At 62.4% G+C, this 14399-nt stretch carries 15 protein-coding genes; 6 read left to right on the top strand and 9 right to left on the bottom strand.

Features of this window, described 5'->3' with window-relative positions; genetic code table 11:
• The first annotated feature begins 7 nt into the window (after positions 1-7).
• The 3 genes from AC1DTF_RS13975 to AC1DTF_RS13965 all read left to right on the top strand — a co-directional run bounded on the left by AC1DTF_RS13975 (position 8) and on the right by AC1DTF_RS13965 (position 3293).
• Positions 8-763, top strand: a complete 756-nt coding sequence (locus tag AC1DTF_RS13975) for an SDR family NAD(P)-dependent oxidoreductase (RefSeq protein ID WP_477474490.1) — start codon at positions 8-10, stop codon at positions 761-763.
• Entirely contained in the window at positions 760-1809 is a 1050-nt protein-coding gene (locus AC1DTF_RS13970) for a hypothetical protein (RefSeq protein ID WP_477474489.1), read from the top strand. Before AC1DTF_RS13975 ends, AC1DTF_RS13970 begins: the two co-directional genes overlap by 4 nt.
• A gap of 107 nt (positions 1810-1916) precedes the next feature.
• Positions 1917-3293, top strand: coding sequence for an NtaA/DmoA family FMN-dependent monooxygenase (locus AC1DTF_RS13965; RefSeq protein ID WP_477474488.1), 1377 nt, complete (start codon positions 1917-1919; stop codon positions 3291-3293).
• A 16-nt stretch (positions 3294-3309) separates the two neighbouring features.
• On the opposite strand, the gene AC1DTF_RS13960 is transcribed toward AC1DTF_RS13965, so the two are convergent.
• The 3 genes from AC1DTF_RS13960 to AC1DTF_RS13950 form a co-directional block, all read right to left on the bottom strand.
• A complete protein-coding gene (locus AC1DTF_RS13960) occupies positions 3310-3957 on the bottom strand; it encodes a TetR/AcrR family transcriptional regulator (protein ID WP_477474487.1) in 648 nt (215 codons plus the stop codon).
• Between the two features lie 170 nt (positions 3958-4127).
• Positions 4128-5051, bottom strand: coding sequence for a TIGR03619 family F420-dependent LLM class oxidoreductase (locus AC1DTF_RS13955; RefSeq protein WP_477474486.1), 924 nt, complete (start codon positions 5049-5051; stop codon positions 4128-4130).
• Positions 5048-6610: an AMP-binding protein gene (locus AC1DTF_RS13950; protein ID WP_477474485.1), complete on the bottom strand. Its 1563-nt coding sequence runs from the start codon at positions 6608-6610 to the stop codon at positions 5048-5050. The genes AC1DTF_RS13955 and AC1DTF_RS13950 overlap by 4 nt, the downstream gene beginning before the upstream one ends.
• A 310-nt stretch (positions 6611-6920) precedes the next feature.
• Between AC1DTF_RS13950 and AC1DTF_RS13945 the strand changes: the two genes are divergently transcribed.
• The 3 genes from AC1DTF_RS13945 to AC1DTF_RS13935 are packed head-to-tail and all read left to right on the top strand — an operon-like array spanning position 6921 to position 8914.
• Positions 6921-7436 carry a nuclear transport factor 2 family protein gene (locus AC1DTF_RS13945; protein WP_477474484.1) on the top strand — a complete coding sequence of 172 codons (516 nt, stop codon included), beginning with the start codon at positions 6921-6923 and terminating at the stop codon, positions 7434-7436.
• Between the two features lie 9 nt (positions 7437-7445).
• On the top strand, positions 7446-7919 hold the full coding sequence (locus AC1DTF_RS13940) for a nuclear transport factor 2 family protein (protein WP_477474483.1): 474 nt from the start codon (positions 7446-7448) through the stop codon (positions 7917-7919).
• Positions 7919-8914: an NAD-dependent epimerase/dehydratase family protein gene (locus AC1DTF_RS13935; RefSeq protein WP_477474522.1), complete on the top strand. Its 996-nt coding sequence runs from the start codon at positions 7919-7921 to the stop codon at positions 8912-8914. Before AC1DTF_RS13940 ends, AC1DTF_RS13935 begins: the two co-directional genes overlap by 1 nt.
• Here the strand turns inward: AC1DTF_RS13935 and AC1DTF_RS13930 are convergent.
• The 6 genes from AC1DTF_RS13930 to AC1DTF_RS13905 all read right to left on the bottom strand — a co-directional run bounded on the left by AC1DTF_RS13930 (position 8911) and on the right by AC1DTF_RS13905 (position 14396).
• On the bottom strand, positions 8911-9510 hold the full coding sequence (locus AC1DTF_RS13930; RefSeq protein WP_477474521.1) for a TetR/AcrR family transcriptional regulator: 600 nt from the start codon (positions 9508-9510) through the stop codon (positions 8911-8913). The genes AC1DTF_RS13935 and AC1DTF_RS13930 overlap by 4 nt on opposite strands.
• Positions 9511-9639: 129 nt before the next feature.
• Positions 9640-10713: an NAD-dependent epimerase/dehydratase family protein gene (locus AC1DTF_RS13925; RefSeq protein WP_477474482.1), complete on the bottom strand. Its 1074-nt coding sequence runs from the start codon at positions 10711-10713 to the stop codon at positions 9640-9642.
• Between the two features lie 14 nt (positions 10714-10727).
• Positions 10728-12356, bottom strand: coding sequence for an FAD-binding protein (locus AC1DTF_RS13920; protein ID WP_477474520.1), 1629 nt, complete (start codon positions 12354-12356; stop codon positions 10728-10730).
• A complete protein-coding gene (locus AC1DTF_RS13915; RefSeq protein WP_477474481.1) occupies positions 12337-12738 on the bottom strand; it encodes a 2Fe-2S iron-sulfur cluster-binding protein in 402 nt (133 codons plus the stop codon). The genes AC1DTF_RS13920 and AC1DTF_RS13915 overlap by 20 nt, the downstream gene beginning before the upstream one ends.
• Positions 12725-14128, bottom strand: coding sequence for an aromatic ring-hydroxylating oxygenase subunit alpha (locus tag AC1DTF_RS13910; RefSeq protein WP_477474480.1), 1404 nt, complete (start codon positions 14126-14128; stop codon positions 12725-12727). The genes AC1DTF_RS13915 and AC1DTF_RS13910 overlap by 14 nt, the downstream gene beginning before the upstream one ends.
• 37 nt (positions 14129-14165) lie before the next feature.
• Positions 14166-14396 (bottom strand): biotin/lipoyl-containing protein, encoded by a 231-nt coding sequence (locus AC1DTF_RS13905; protein WP_477474479.1) that lies wholly within the window; start codon positions 14394-14396, stop codon positions 14166-14168.
• Positions 14397-14399 lie beyond the last annotated feature (3 nt).

The raw sequence follows: 14399 nt of genomic DNA, 5'->3' as shown, positions 1-14399 counted from the left end.
AGAAGGCATGTTGACCGGAAAGGTGCTGTTCCTGGCCGGTGCCGGCCCGCAGATCGGAGCCGCCACCGCGCGGATTGCCGCGCGGGAAGGCGCTTCGGTGGCCCTTGCGGCTCGGCGCCTTGAGGTGGCCGAAGAGATTGCAGATGAGGTGCGCGGCCTGGGCGGCAACGCCTTTGCGGTGCGTTGCGATCTCACCCAGGACGCGGATGTCGATGCAGCGCTGCAGGCCACCACCGACGAACTGGGGCCGATCGACACCGTCTTCTTCAACGCCGCGTACTACGACAACCGGCAGGCGTCCATCGATATCGATGATGATGCATGGAACACCTCGATGGAGATCAACCTCAACTCCGCGGTGCGACTGGCCCGACGGACGGTCCCGGCAATGGCTGAGCGCGGCGGGGGCTCCTTCGTTTTCACATCCTCGGCGGCTTCGATCGTGGCCGGTGACACTCGATTTGGATACCAGGTCTCTAAGGCAGGCCTTAACGCCGTCACCCGATTCGTGGCGGGCAAGTACGGACGGCAGGGGATCCGGGCCAACGCGGTACTACCCTTCGTCTTGGAAGGACCCGTCGGTGCGGCAGCGGCTTCGCTGAACTGCCTTGGGCGGTCGCCGACCGCCGAGGAGATCGGCGAATCAGTGGTGTTCTTGCTTTCGGACCGCGCCGCGGTGATCACCGGGCAGATCATCCATCTCGATGGCGGTTTGTTCGTACGGGCCCCTTGGCCCACGCCTGCCGCGAGACAACCCGTATGACGGTCGATCTCAGCGGAGGGCTGGATGCCTCGCGGGAGTATTTTCTGATCAACCAACCGGCCTCCGATATGCGGGATTCGGCGAGCTTCTGGGCTTACGACGACGCGGGATTCGTGGGCTTTCCGCGCATCGRGGTCGAGGCCGTCGGATCGAACTGGGCCCAGCATCAGTACCAGGTCAACGTGGCCTTCGGCGATGGACGCGTGTTGCGGGTACGCGAACTGGGTGACCGGCATTTGTCGCTGGACGAGGAAGGTCGAGCCTCGGTACTCGGTGCCGGTCCACTGGAGTTCCGTTGTGTGCGACCGTTCCACAGCGCGACCGCGTCGTTCCGTGGCACGGCGTTGGAGTCCACGACCGACGCGCTGCTGAAGGGCGAGCGCGGCGGCCACACGGTCCCCGTCGAGTTTCATATCGAGGCCTCGATGGCCGCACCGCCATGGGTGAACGGCTCGCTGTCTGAGGAAGCAGCCCGGCTGATGTCCTCGGCGAGGGAGGGCACCTTCATGGGCGGAGAGCGCTTCGAACAACTCTTCCGGGCTACGGGTTCAATCCGGGTGGCCGGTGAGGAATATGAGTTTGCGGGCAGCGGAACTCGGGTGCGTCGGCAGGGGCCCCGTGAGATGGCGGGCTTCTGGGGGCACTGTCAACAATCGGCGGTGTTTCCCAGCGGTAGAGGATTCGGGTACATCGCCTACCGCCCCCGCCCTGACGGCTCGAACTCCTACAACGAGGGATACCTCTTCACCGGTGATGGCGGACTTGTCCCGGCCCGGGTGGTGTCCGCGCCGTGGCTATCGGCTCCACCGGTCATCGGCGACGATGTGTCACTGGTTCTGGAGTCCGAGCTGGGTCGCACGGAGATCGAAGGCACCACGACGGTATCGGTGTTCAATCTCGGTGACCCCGACTCGGATAACGCGTTGTCCGCGCTGCACCAAGCCGGTGTGCGCTACACCTGGGACGGCGAGGTCGCGGCGGGAGCGCTGGAACGCTCGTCACCCCCGCGCAATATCCCCGGGCTGTCGACAGCACGCCAGTCCTAGGGGGACCTCGCCGCGCCGATACGGCCGAACACAGGACGGCTGTCGCAGTATTCTGCTATACATCTGTACAGGTCCTCTTTCCCATTGTGCGACAAAGGAATACCGGCATGTCTAAGCGCCTGATCTTCACGCTGCTGCTGATGGACTCCATCGGTCACAACTTTCACGGGATCTGGCGGCATCCGCGTGCCCGTAATCGCGATTTCAAGACTTTCGATCTGTGGGTCGACCTGGCGAAGCGGGCCGAGCAGGCCAAGGTCGATGCGTTCTTTTTCACCGATGTCATCGGTGTCCAGGGAGAATATAACGGTTCCCGGGACGTCGTGTTCGAGATGGCGATGAACGTCCCGATCGGTGATTGCACGATGGTCATCCCTGCGATGGCACACGCGACCGACGATCTCGGTTTCCTGTACACCAGCTCGGTGATATCGCACCATCCGTTCGTCTTCGCTCGGGCAGCCTCGACACTCGATCACCTGAGTAACGGCCGTGTCGGCTGGAACATCGTGACCTCGGCGAACGAGAAGGCCTTTCGCAATCTGGGCCTGCCCGGCAACCTGTCCCACGAGGAGCGTTACGCGTGGGCCCAAGAGTACGTCGACGTCACCTACAAGCTGTGGGAGGGCTCATGGGACGTCGATGCGATCGTCAACGATGCAGAGCGCGGCGTGTACGCCGACCCAACGCGGGTGCACGACATCAATCACCGCGGCGAGCGTTACAGCATCGAGGGATTCAACCTGATGGAGCCGTCCCCGCAGCGGACCCCGGTTCTCGCGCAGGCCGGCGGATCGCCCGCGGGGCTGGAGTTCGCGGCAGGCAACGCCGAACTGATGTTCCTGTCGGCCATGACACTGGAGTCGATCGCCGAACAGATCAACACCGTTCGCGGGCTCGCCCGAGACAGGGGCCGGCGTGACGGTGACATTCTGTTCCTGCAGGGGATGATGTTCGTGATCGGATCGACAGACGATGAGGCGTACCGCAAATGGGCGGAGCTCGAGGGCTTTCGGAGCGCCGAGGCCCAGACGGCCTACTTCTCCAGCTTGAGCGGTGTCGATCTCGGCAAGTATGCGGCCACTACCGCATTGATCGACATCGTCGATGAGATCCCGGGTATTCGGGGTGCATTCCTGTCGCTGATCAAGGCTTGGCCCGAGGGTCAGGTCCCGACCATCAAGGATTTTCTGTCGTCCCTGTCGCTCCCGCAGATGGTGGTCGGGTCGCCGGAGACCATCGCCAACCGGCTCGAGGAGTATCAGAATGCCGGGGTGGACGGTGTGCAAGTGATGAACGCAATGCTGCCGGAGAGCTATGACGAGTTCTTCGACCACGTGGTCCCTGTCCTGCAGGGACGGGGACTGATGCAACGCGACTACCACCCGGGAACGTTGCGGGAGAAACTCTTCGGGGTCAGCGGCGCCGATATCAGCCAGCGGCATCCCGCGCACGGCTATCGCGGAATGTTCTCCCGAGACTGACCGTGTCGGCGCAGCCTCAGCCGGCTGTCGATTTTCGGCGACGCGGCGTCGCCTTGCGCTTGCTGGTTGTGATCTTCGGCGGCTCGACCTCGTCAATGAACCGTTCGAACGCACCGGTTACCTCAGAGTGCGCCGACTTCACCCCGATATTCTCCTCCAGGTTGAGCAGTTTGGGTAAACCCGACATCAACAGCTGCAGGGCCGGTAGCGACAGGTCGCCGACCGGTCGGGCGTCCTTCCCGTATTTCCCGACCAGGGCGGCCAGCTGCGCCTTGCGCACGCTTTCGGTCACCGCGGCGATCTCGCTCCGGATCGATTTACGGTGATTGCCCAGTGCCATGAACTCGGTCATCATGGCACCGGTCGCCTCATCCCAGCTGTACTCCCATACCGCCCGTAGCGGATCGTCGGCGCGCTCGGCCAACGCCGTGACTAGGAAGGCCAGGTTTCGTTCGGAGTAGCGGCGGATCGCGGCGACGAAGATGTCATCGAGACTGGGGAAGTAGTACTGGACTAAACTCGGGCTGATCTCTGCTTTTGCGGCCAGCGCCCGGTAACTGATGCTGGCGTAGCCCTCCTCGAACATCATCCTCTCGACCCAGTCCAGGAGGATGTCTCTCGTTTTGGAGGTTTCGGCGCCAACACGCCGAGCTGAAGCTGCCATGGTGTCCCCGCTCGTTCAATTTTTCCTATTCTGACACGTCAGGCGCAACGGTCGGCAGACTTGGTCTGTCGAGCGTCTCATCGACCCTGGTCCACACCAGGAACCGCTGGCAGGAAATAGGCGCCGCTGGTCACATCACTTCGACCTGAGTCGGCCCAGCTGAACCCATTTCACCGAACATGCGATCTGATCTCCTCGACCACCCATTGCGCATAATCCAGATACGCCTCAACATTTTTCACCGCGGGGGTGGGTACCGAACTGATCGTGACGCCGAGTTCGGCCAACCAGTTCAATCGGTCAATGATCTCCGCTGCGCCCGCGGGGTCCTGTCCCGCGACATCGCTGCGAACGGCCTCGTGACGCTCATTGATTCTCGGCATCGACATCGCCTGCATCACGTCAAACGCGCGCCCGTCATACGCCGGCTGCGACTTGATGAAGTCGAGGCGTGCCGGAATATCCTCGGGCGGAGTGAGGAAAGGCCACCAACCCGCTCCGAAGCGCGCGGCACGTCTGAGTGCGGCGTCGGCATCCCCGCCGATCCATATCGGGATACCCGGCTGCTGAACGGGTTTTGGCTCGAATGCAATGTCGTCGAACGCCACATAGTTTCCGTCGAAGCTCGGCGAGTCACTGGTCCAGAGTTCGGTGATGGCCGCGAGGTACTCATCACTGATCCGCCCGCGTTCGCGGAACGGCACGCCGAGCGCCTCGAATTCGCGGCGCATCCATCCCACTCCGAATGTCACCACCATCCGTCCGTTGCTGAGCCAATCCGCTGTGGCGAGGGCTTTGGCCGTCACGACGGGACTCTGCAGCGGCAGGATGCTCACACAGGAGTTGACCCTGATGCGCTCGGTGGCGCCGGCGATGTATGCCTGAGCCGTCGTCGAGTGAAAGTAGTGTGGTCCGGACAGCTCGACCTGGTCAGCGGGGATGACGAAATGCTCAGGCACCGCAACCATGTCGTAACCCAGCTGGTCTGCGCGCTTGACCATACGAGTCTGATCGACGCCGGTGACGCTCGCCTCCCACGATTGCATCATCGCGCTGATCCGCAAGGTGTGGGGGAGGTTGAACGCCAGCTTCACTGCGGGCTGCACACTGCCGCGTCAAGGCGATGCTCCGCCACGAACGTGCGCACCAGCGTCTTCTGGACCTTGCCGCTCGGGGTGCGCGGAAAGTCGTCGACCTGATGAAGTTCCTCGGGCCACTTCTGCCTCGCCAGGCCGATCTGTGCCAGGTGATCACGTACCTGGCCGAGCGTCGGCATCGTGCTCCCCGGCTTGATCCGCAGCACTGCCGCAGCGTGCTCACCGAGTCGGGTATCAGGCGCGGACACTACCGATGCCTCCGCCACCGCGGGCAGGCTGAGAAGGGCCTCCTCCACCTCCTGCGCGCTGATGTTCTCGCCGCCGCGAATGATGATGTCGCTCTTACGGTCGGTGATGGTGAGGTGACCGTCCTCGTCGAGAGTCCCGATATCGCCGGTGTGGTACCAGCCTTCATCGTCGAAGGCCTTGGCGGTCAGGGCTTCATCGGTGTAACCGAGGCACAGATCTGGCCCCCGGGAAAGGATCTCACCATCGGCCGCCAACCGAATCTCCACACCGGGCAGTGGGGCGCCGTCGGTGAGTTCACGCTTCTTTGCCGGGTCGGTGGGGCTGGACCCGGTGATCGACGGGTGCTCGGTGCTGCCGTACGAGCGGTAAGCCACGATGCCCAGATCGCTGAGCCGCCGGGTCACAGCCAGGGGGACCGTCGATCCGCCCAATCCGGCATAGCGCATGAAGTCCAGGTGTCCGGGTGTGAAGTCGGGGTGGTCCAGAATGCTTGTGACGAAATAGGGCGCACCACCGCCGACTTTGAGCCCGCGACCGCTCATCAATCTCAACACCTGTGCTGGATTCCAGACGTCGACCAAATGGATCGGCAACCTCGTCAGCACCGGGAGCATGAATGCGCTCAACATCCCGATGAAATGGCCGACCGGAGCGCCGGTGATCAGCGGATGGCCATCCTCGGGGTAGAGGGCGGCCAGTTGCCGCGCCTCGAACCCAAGAGTCTGATGGCTGTGGATGACGCCCTTGGCGTTGCTCGTGGTACCGGAGGTGAACGCGATCAGAGCGGGCGCGGCAGCGTCAGTCTCGATGGTTCCGGTCAGCGGCGCTGCGCCGAGCAGATCGTCGAAGTCTCGCCCGACCACGCCGATCACGGGAACATCGGTGTACAGATCAGGTTGGTACTGCAACCGGCCGAAGTTCTCGGCAGTGATCACCACGCGTGGCTTCGTGGTACTCACGATATGCCGAATCTCTTTGGGGCCGTAGAAGTGGACGACCGGTACCACGACGGCACCGAGTATCGCCGACGCCCAGAAGGCTGCGGCCGCTTCCATCCAGTTCGGCAGTTGAACCACCATGACATCACCGGGACCGACGCCGCGTTCTCGAAGTCCGGCGGCGAGCCTGCGCGCAATGAGTTCAACGTCGGCGAAGGTGCCGGCCCACGGGCGGACTTCCGAATGCACCTCGAAAGCGACGTCAGTGCTCGCGGCCAACCCGTGTGCGAGCAGGCTTCCGATGGTATCGGTGGTCCACCACCCGTTGGCTACGTACTGTTCAACAAGCGTGGGTGGGATTTGACGCATGGTGATGTGCTCTCCGGTCCCCGGGTAGTCAGCGATGGGCCGGTCGGCCGGGACGTCGCCACCGGGCGGTCATGGCGTGTCCATGCATCTGCGTGTCGCTATGGCGGGCGCGGCAATCTCGTCCGGTCTAGTAACGGTGCCAACCGATGGAACCACCCCTTGACACTTGCGCATTGTGTCATGCACCATACGAATCAATCAAGCGATTGATTATAGGTATCGATTATGGATGTTGCCTTCCGCGGCTTCGAACAGCGGTCTGAATCGTCAGTCGCACTTGGCTTTGTCGCGTTTGGCAGAAGGAGTTGAGATGGTCAAGTCCCTCGAAGAGCGGGTGCAGGCTCTGGAAGATCGCGACGTCATTGCGAAACTGCAGGCGCGGTACGTCAATCTCAACGATGGCGGTTGGGTCGGTCCCACACACCAGCATCCCAAAGCGGTCGCCGACCTGTTCACCACGGATGGCCTCTGGGTGGGACCCTTCAATGCTGTTCGCGCAGAAGGGGCTGCAGCGATTGAGGAGCTCTTCACCCAGTTCCAGTCGATTCCCTTCATCGTGCACAACGTGATGAACCCGATCATCGACGTCAACGGCGATCGGGCCAGTGGTGAGTGGCACGCGTTGGTGACCACCACCACGCCCGACAAGCAAGCCTTCTGGACGTTCGGAAAGTACGTCAACGAGTACGTCCGGACAGCGCAGGGTTGGAAGTACACCTCGATGACTTTCGAGGCTGCAGCGGTATCGAGTTATGAAAARGGCTGGGCAATAGAGCAATTCATCGGGCAAGAGTCCGCTGTTGAGTTCGGTGCGCAGCAAGTATAGGAGCGGTTGATGGATATCCAGAACCTCTGCGACCGAGCGGAGATCCAGGACTTTCTGAGCAAGTACGCGCGAGCCGTCGACACCGGTGACTGGAAGCTGTGGCGTTCGTTGTTCACTGAGGACGCTGCCATCGACTACACGCCCTTGGGCGGAATCGCTGGAACCCGTGACGAAGTCGTCGAGTACATGAGCGCGACAATGCCGATGCTGCCGATGAAGCAGCACTTCATCACCAACATCGAGATCGATTTCTCGGAAGACGCTGCCGAAGTCATTGCCATGTTCTACAACCCGATGCGCTTGCCGGGGTCGACTGAACTCAGCGTCTGCGGAGGTTGGTATCGGCACCAACTGATCCGCACCAGCACAGGCTGGCGCAGTACGAACCTTCGTGAAGAGAACACCTGGTTCGCCGCTGCGCGCCCTGCCGCGGATTCCGACCCGGTTACATCCGCCGCGATTCATGATGAAGGAGTGCGATGATTTCCAAGAGGAAGCTCGTCATCGGGGCAAGCGGTTTCATCGGCTCCAATGTGACGCGTCAACTGGTCGAACGAGGCGACCATGTCCGGGTCATGCTTCGAGAAACCAGTTCCACCAGAGGAATTGACGATCTCGATGTCGAAAGGGTGTACGGCGACGTCTTCGATGACGACGCACTGCACGCTGCCATGCAGGATGTCGACACGGTGTTTTACTGCGTGGTGGATGCGCGGGCCTGGCTGAAGGATCCCGCACCCCTCTTCCGTACCAACGTCGACGGTCTGAAACACGTGCTCGACGCCGCCGTCGCAGCAGATCTGCAACGATTCGTCTTCATGAGCACCATCGCCACGCTTGCCGTCAGTGATGACGGTTCGCTGGTGACCGAGGACGACCCGATCAACTGGTACGACGACGGCGGTGCCTATACCCAGTGCCGGGTAGAAGCGGAGAATCTGGTGCTGCACTATGCGCGGGACAAGGGACTGCCCGCGGTTGCCTTGTGCATCTCCAACACCTACGGACCCCGCGACTGGCAGCCGACACCGCATGGCGGGATGATCGCGCTGGTTTCGGCAGGCAAGGCGCCCTTCTATTTCAGTGGTGTCGGCCAAGAGGTCGTCGGCATCGAAGATGCCGCCAGGGCGATGATCCTGGCTGAGGAACGCGGTCGCGTGGGGGAGCGTTACATCATTTCTGACCGTTTCATCAGCACTCGCGAACTCCACACCCTGGCCGCGGCCGCCGGCGGTGTGCGGTCGCCGTGGATTGCCGTGCCGCGCAAGGTGATGTTGGCGCTGTCATCGATAGTCCAGGTGGTAGCAGACTTGTGCGGTCGCGAGGTCAAGTTCGTCAGAAGGTCATTCAGCATGATCGACAAGATGTCTCCGCTGGATCATGGCAAGGCCGAACGTGAACTCGGCTGGAAACCGACTCCGATTGAACAATCGATCCGGGAAGCGGCCACGTTTTATCGCGAGCAGCAGATCGTCTAGTTCGCTCGCTGGGTGAAAAGCGTGCCGCTGATCAGTTGCTTGAGCGCGACAACGGTGGCGTGGTACTCGTCTGCCGGTGCGGTTGCCGCGTAGTCGGTCAACCCTCTCAAGACCACGAATATTGCGGTGGCCGCGCTATCCACTTCAACACCGGATCTCAGCGCCTGATCGCTTTCCGCCTGCGCCAGGATATCCACCAGAACGTCACGCAGCGTGGTGAACATCGTGTCGGCATTTTCCGCCAGATGCAGATGCTGGGTGCTCTCGACGCGGATGGCGCGATCGAAGGCTGCAATGAGCGGATACTCACGCATCATCTGATCGCATTCGTCGAGGACGGCCATCAACCTGTCGATGTAGTTCTCGTCACGTCGAGCGGCCGCCGCAACTCGGGGTATCGACATCTCCGCGACCTCGTCGAAGGTCGCCTTGACGAGTTCATTCTTGTTCGAGAAGTAGTGGTACAGGCTTCCGCTGGTCATCTGGGCCATCTTCGCGATCTCACGGATGGTCGCACCGCCGTAGCCGACCTCTGCCACGCACCGCATGGTGGCGTCGATGATGCGTCGCCGGGTCTCGTCCCCATTGGCGCCCACCGGTCTGCCCAATATCGGCGACGAGTTGATGGACACTTTTGCCCCTTGGCTAGACGGAGTGTGTCGATCTAGTTTGGCATGACGCAGCGGTCAACTGTCGACTATCCGTTGCGGTCGTCGTTCTGCACCTCAATGCCGGGCGTGGGGTGAAGTGTCGGGGTCGGGTTCGCCGAACTTGCTGCGGACGCCACCCCACGGATCGGCATAGCTTCCGGTAGCCCGGTGGTAAGGCGATCGTCTGGTGAGGAAACGTCGAGCCAGCGGCGCCATGCAGCGCAGCGGATAACGCTTCCAACCAGTTCTGTCGGCCACTTCGGCCAGCAGGTCCGGCCAGGAGTGGTGTTGGAAGGCCAGGACTTCCTGTGCCCTCGTAGTGTCCATCCAATCGGTGGTAAACCAACCGTCGTCGCTGGTGGGATCGCCGGGTCGGCCCACCGGTAGCGCATCCACCAAACCCATGGTTGCCGCCATCGCCGCGCCCACCTCACCCTGGACCAACCGGTGCGATCGATCGCCCCCGATGAGCAAGACCTCACCTACGGCATCGGCAGTCGTTGCCGCCACGAACGCTGCCGCGACGTCCCGCACATCCACGGTCTGAATGCGCCCGTCGACGGGCAACAGGCTCTGGAAATACAGGATGTCCAGATCCAGATCGAGCTGCGGCTCGGCGCTCACCACTCCGCCCGCGCGCAGGATTACCCACTCCAGTTCCGAGGCCCGAACCAGCGCCTCGGCTTCGGCCTTGTGCTGGCCATAAAGGTCCGTTGGCCGCAACACGGTGTGCGCGTTGAGCAGATCGGAGTGGGTGTGTGGATTGCGCGGCCCGCACGCAGAGACACTCGACGCCTGCACCCATCGCGGCGGCGTGGTCAAGGACTCTGCCGCCCGCAGGAGTGACGCAGTGGCGTCGATGTTGACCTTGCGAGACAGTGCAGGGCGGCTGTAGCACGCCGGCGGGATGATCGCCGCCAAGTGGATGACGGCCGCGGGGCGAACGTCCGACAGCAGATCATCCGCCGCGCCCGGGACGGTGAGGTCGGTCCAACGCACGTCTATGCCGGCATACCGTGCAGCGGCCACCCTATTGGTTGGCAGGTCCAGATCCGTGGCCACCACGTGCCGGCCGCCCTCGAGTAGCCGTTTCAGAGTCTCAGACCCAACGAGACCGAAGGCCCCGGTAACGAGCACGGGCTCGGACATAGAACTCCCTCGGGTCACGCGGGCGACGACGTGGCGTTGTTCTCGGCGCCGGCTATCGTCCGGGCGGCATGCTCGCCGGCACGCTTCCCGGAGAAGACGCAGTCGGCCAGCGCGAGCCCGCTCACGTAACTGTTCGAGCACACCCCCACAGCAGTGCGGCCTGCGGCATACAGACCTGGAATCGACTCACCCTCCGGTGTCAGCAGAAGGCCGCTGTCTCCGCTGACATCGAGTCCGCCGAGAGTCAAGCCGGGCGCCGGATACGACAGCGAAGGGCCAAGCGAGATGTCTATTGCGTAGAAAGGCCCGCGCGCGATGGGAACGCAAAGTTCGGCGGCCTTATGCCCTGGGTCCTCCGTCCCGGTGGCGATGGCATCGTTGTATGCGCTGACCGTGGCGGCCAGGCCGGCGGCGGAGATCCCCACCTTTTCGGCCAGTTCATCGAGCGTTGCCGCCTTGCGGTGACCCGTGGTGAGTAGACCGACCAATTGCAGCCGCTGAAAGAAGACGTCGGTCTGATCCATCACCTGTTTCCGCGCACGCTTCCAGGTGTGGGCATCCAGGATCAGGAATCCCTTGCCGCCGAAGTTCTTGACCATGACATCGGAGTGGGTTGCACCGTAAAGGTCTTCGTTGGCGATGCGCTCGCCGTTGACCCCCACGGTGATGCCTTCGATCATGGCCGACGGTGGCGTCAGGAAGCGCCACGCAGTGACGTGGTCGAGATGGCTGGTGGTGCCGCCCGCGGCCACGCCCAAAGCGATTCCTTTGCCGTCATCGCCGGAAGTGCCCAGAGGTCGTATCTGGGAAAACGCCGGTGAATGTCGACGCAGCATGTCCTGGTTGAAGACGAAACCACCCGCGGCGAGGACAACAGTTCGGGCCGTGAACGTGCGTGGCCGGGCTCTGCGCAGCCACAGTCGCTCGGCAATGGCATTGAGATTGCGTCCGATCGGCGGCACCCAGTTGCTGAACTTCGCCCCGAGGGCACTGGCGCGCCGGTAGCGCGCGACCGCCGCCGATCCATCGTCGGCCCAGGTTCGGCATTCAGCCCGCCATGTCCCGTCTGACTCGACGCTCAGATCATCGACCCGTGTCATCGGCATGACAGTGACGCCTAGGCGCAGCGCAGCATCGCGAAGATGCTGCCACAGCACCCGTCCAGAATCGATCCCCTTCGCGATCTGACGGTGTCCGCGCGGAGCCGGCTTCGCATGCAACCGGTATGGATGGGCTTTTTCGTTACCGGAGAAGTACAGGTAGTGCTTGTCGGTGGGGTAGGACGTCTTATAGGGACACAACGACGAGGTGAACTGTGCCCCATGCTTTTCCAGCCAGGCCAGCCGGTCTACGCTCTCGTCACAGAATCGGCGTAGCGTGTCGTCATCGATGATGCCGTTGACCTCTTGATGGAGGTAGTTGTACATGTTCTGGGGATCATCGTCGTACCCCGCGGCCCTCTGGTGGGGGGTTCCGCCTCCGGCGTACACGATTCCGCCCGAAAGAGCCGATGCGCCTCCGCCGAGGGCGCGGTCTACGACGAGCACTCGTGCGCCGCCCTCCGCCGCAGCGATCGCGGCGCAGGCACCCGCTGCGCCGAACCCCACCACGATGACGTCGAAATCATCTTCTCTCGCGGTCACGGAGTGTCTCCTCACTGTTGCCCGCGGATAAGTCCGCCTGTTGATCAACAATTTTCACGCCTGCCTTGCGGACCGTGACGTCTCCGGTGATTGTCAGTTGGCAGGCCAGTCGAACTCGGCGCGGGTTGACGCGCCGGACACGTTTGTTCAAGTCCCCGAGCAGCTGCACTTCCACATCAGTCCGTGGCGACGTCAGATGGTGGCCCTCCACTACTTCGCATTGGCAGGCATTGCAGCTACCCATGCCGTAACACAGTGTGGGCCAGTGATATCCGGCACGCCAGGCGGCCATGAGCAACGTCTCACCGGCTCGGACCTCGATCTCGATTCCGGCTGGGTGGACGCGAAGGATTGCCGGCGGTCCCGGCTCAATAGGTGGCAATGTAGCGGTCGATTTCGCTGTGCAGGGAGTAGATCATCGGCTCGTACTTGGGTGACATCGTGGTGTGTTTGATGGCGCCCGAGCGATAGCCAGCCTGTTGGCGAGCGACATTCTCGTGGTCCTGCCGCAATACGAACGGCCAATCATTGACCGCCAGTGGACCTTCAGGGCGCGGTGCCGCGTTCTCCATGTCGGACTGTCGGGGAATCTGCATGGCGAGTGCTTCGAAGATCGACGAGTTGGGATCGTGACCGTTGGGACGCACGCGGTAGAACAGCAGATTGCCGGTCATTCCAAGGAACACGAAGTTCGGGAATACGAAGCCGTAGCTGGAGGCGTTGGGATTGAGGGTGGGCATCGGGATGTCGGCCTGCGCGGCGTAGGAATAGAACTCCTCGAAGAAACGACCGAGCAACTCCTCGTCCGGCAAGTCGCGGACGCGGTCGGCAATGTACTCGTCACGGGCGGTGGCGTAGGCATCCGTGCCCTCGAACAAGACCCGGTTCTGGTCGATGAAGAACCGCCCGGCGCTCATTCCGGCGACCGGAGGGTCCGGTATCGAGAAGGTGGCCGGGTCGAAGGGCGGTGTGGTGTCCACGTGGCCCATGCCGTGACGGAAGTAGGGAATCTGATCGACGAGGTAGTCGTCACCGGTTGCGCCCATCGCAAGTTCGGGGTGTGCCTGCATGACGTGGTAGGCCTCCAGGAAGGCCTCCAGCGCGACTTTCCAGTTGGCCTCCGCGATGGTGTATTTCCACCATCGCACCCGCATCCGCTCCATCGCCATCGGGGCGAGGTGATCGTCGAAGGTTCCGAGAAAGTCCTCCAGCGATGGTGCGTCGTCATCGAGGTTGATCCAGATGAATCCGTATTTGACAGCCGATCTGACGTGTCTCAGATCGACCGCGTCGGAGTCAATCGAGCCTGCCACAAATCCTTGTTTGGCGTAGATGTAGGACTGTGAGCCGTCGGTGTTCCACCGCCACCCGTGGAAGGGGCAGACGATCTGGTTGCCGCCGAAGGTTCCACAGGTGGTTTTCTCGACCAACTGGGTGGCACGGTGTGGACAGACGTTGTGGAACACCTTGATGCTGCTGTCGGGTTGCCGGACGGCGACCACGGTCCGGTCGATGATGGTGTACTCGATGTAGTCACCGGGTTCGGGGATGTCCTCTTCGCGGGCGATCCACTGCCAGGTATGCAGCCACATCTTGGTGTTCTCGAGTTCGGCGAACTCCTGATCGAAGTAGCGCTCGACGGGGACGTGCACACCGTCGGCGAGCCGAAACGGCACTGAGGTGGTGTCCGTGTCGTCTCGATGCACGTACGGCGTGGCGGACGGCGTCGCGATGGTGTCGGATGCCTCATCTGGTGTCAGTTGGGTTGTCATGATGGGCCTTTCATAACCGCGGGCTGGGCGCCGAAAGCTATTCGATGGTGGCGACGAGAGTGCCGACCGGATAGTCGACCTCGATCTCGCCGATGATGGTGATCCGGCCGGAAGCTGGGCTCTCGACTTCGACCTCGGTTTTGTCGGTGGCGAGGTCGTAGATCGGCTGACCGGCCTCGACGACATCGCCGTCTTCGCAGAGCCAGTCGGTGATCTGCCCTTCCTCGACTGCGACTCCGAGTTTGGGGATGCGTACTTCAGTGGGCATGTG

Source organism: Mycobacterium sp. P4_H6 (genome assembly GCF_056400845.1).
Note: the sequence above shows the minus strand (reverse complement) of the source record. Positions and strands in the feature narration are given on the sequence as shown.

Excerpts from the sequence above, each read along its gene's own strand:
- AC1DTF_RS13975 (WP_477474490.1), top strand. The coding sequence starts at position 8 with ATGTTGACCGGAAAGGTGCTGTTCCTGGCCGGTGCCGGCCCGCAGATC.
- AC1DTF_RS13965 (WP_477474488.1), top strand. The coding sequence starts at position 1,917 with ATGTCTAAGCGCCTGATCTTCACGCTGCTGCTGATGGACTCCATCGGT.
- AC1DTF_RS13960 (WP_477474487.1), bottom strand. The coding sequence starts at position 3,957 with ATGGCAGCTTCAGCTCGGCGTGTTGGCGCCGAAACCTCCAAAACGAGA.
- AC1DTF_RS13950 (WP_477474485.1), bottom strand. The coding sequence starts at position 6,610 with ATGCGTCAAATCCCACCCACGCTTGTTGAACAGTACGTAGCCAACGGG.
- AC1DTF_RS13940 (WP_477474483.1), top strand. The coding sequence starts at position 7,446 with ATGGATATCCAGAACCTCTGCGACCGAGCGGAGATCCAGGACTTTCTG.
- AC1DTF_RS13925 (WP_477474482.1), bottom strand. The coding sequence starts at position 10,713 with ATGTCCGAGCCCGTGCTCGTTACCGGGGCCTTCGGTCTCGTTGGGTCT.
- AC1DTF_RS13910 (WP_477474480.1), bottom strand. The coding sequence starts at position 14,128 with ATGACAACCCAACTGACACCAGATGAGGCATCCGACACCATCGCGACG.
- AC1DTF_RS13905 (WP_477474479.1), bottom strand. The coding sequence starts at position 14,396 with ATGCCCACTGAAGTACGCATCCCCAAACTCGGAGTCGCAGTCGAGGAA.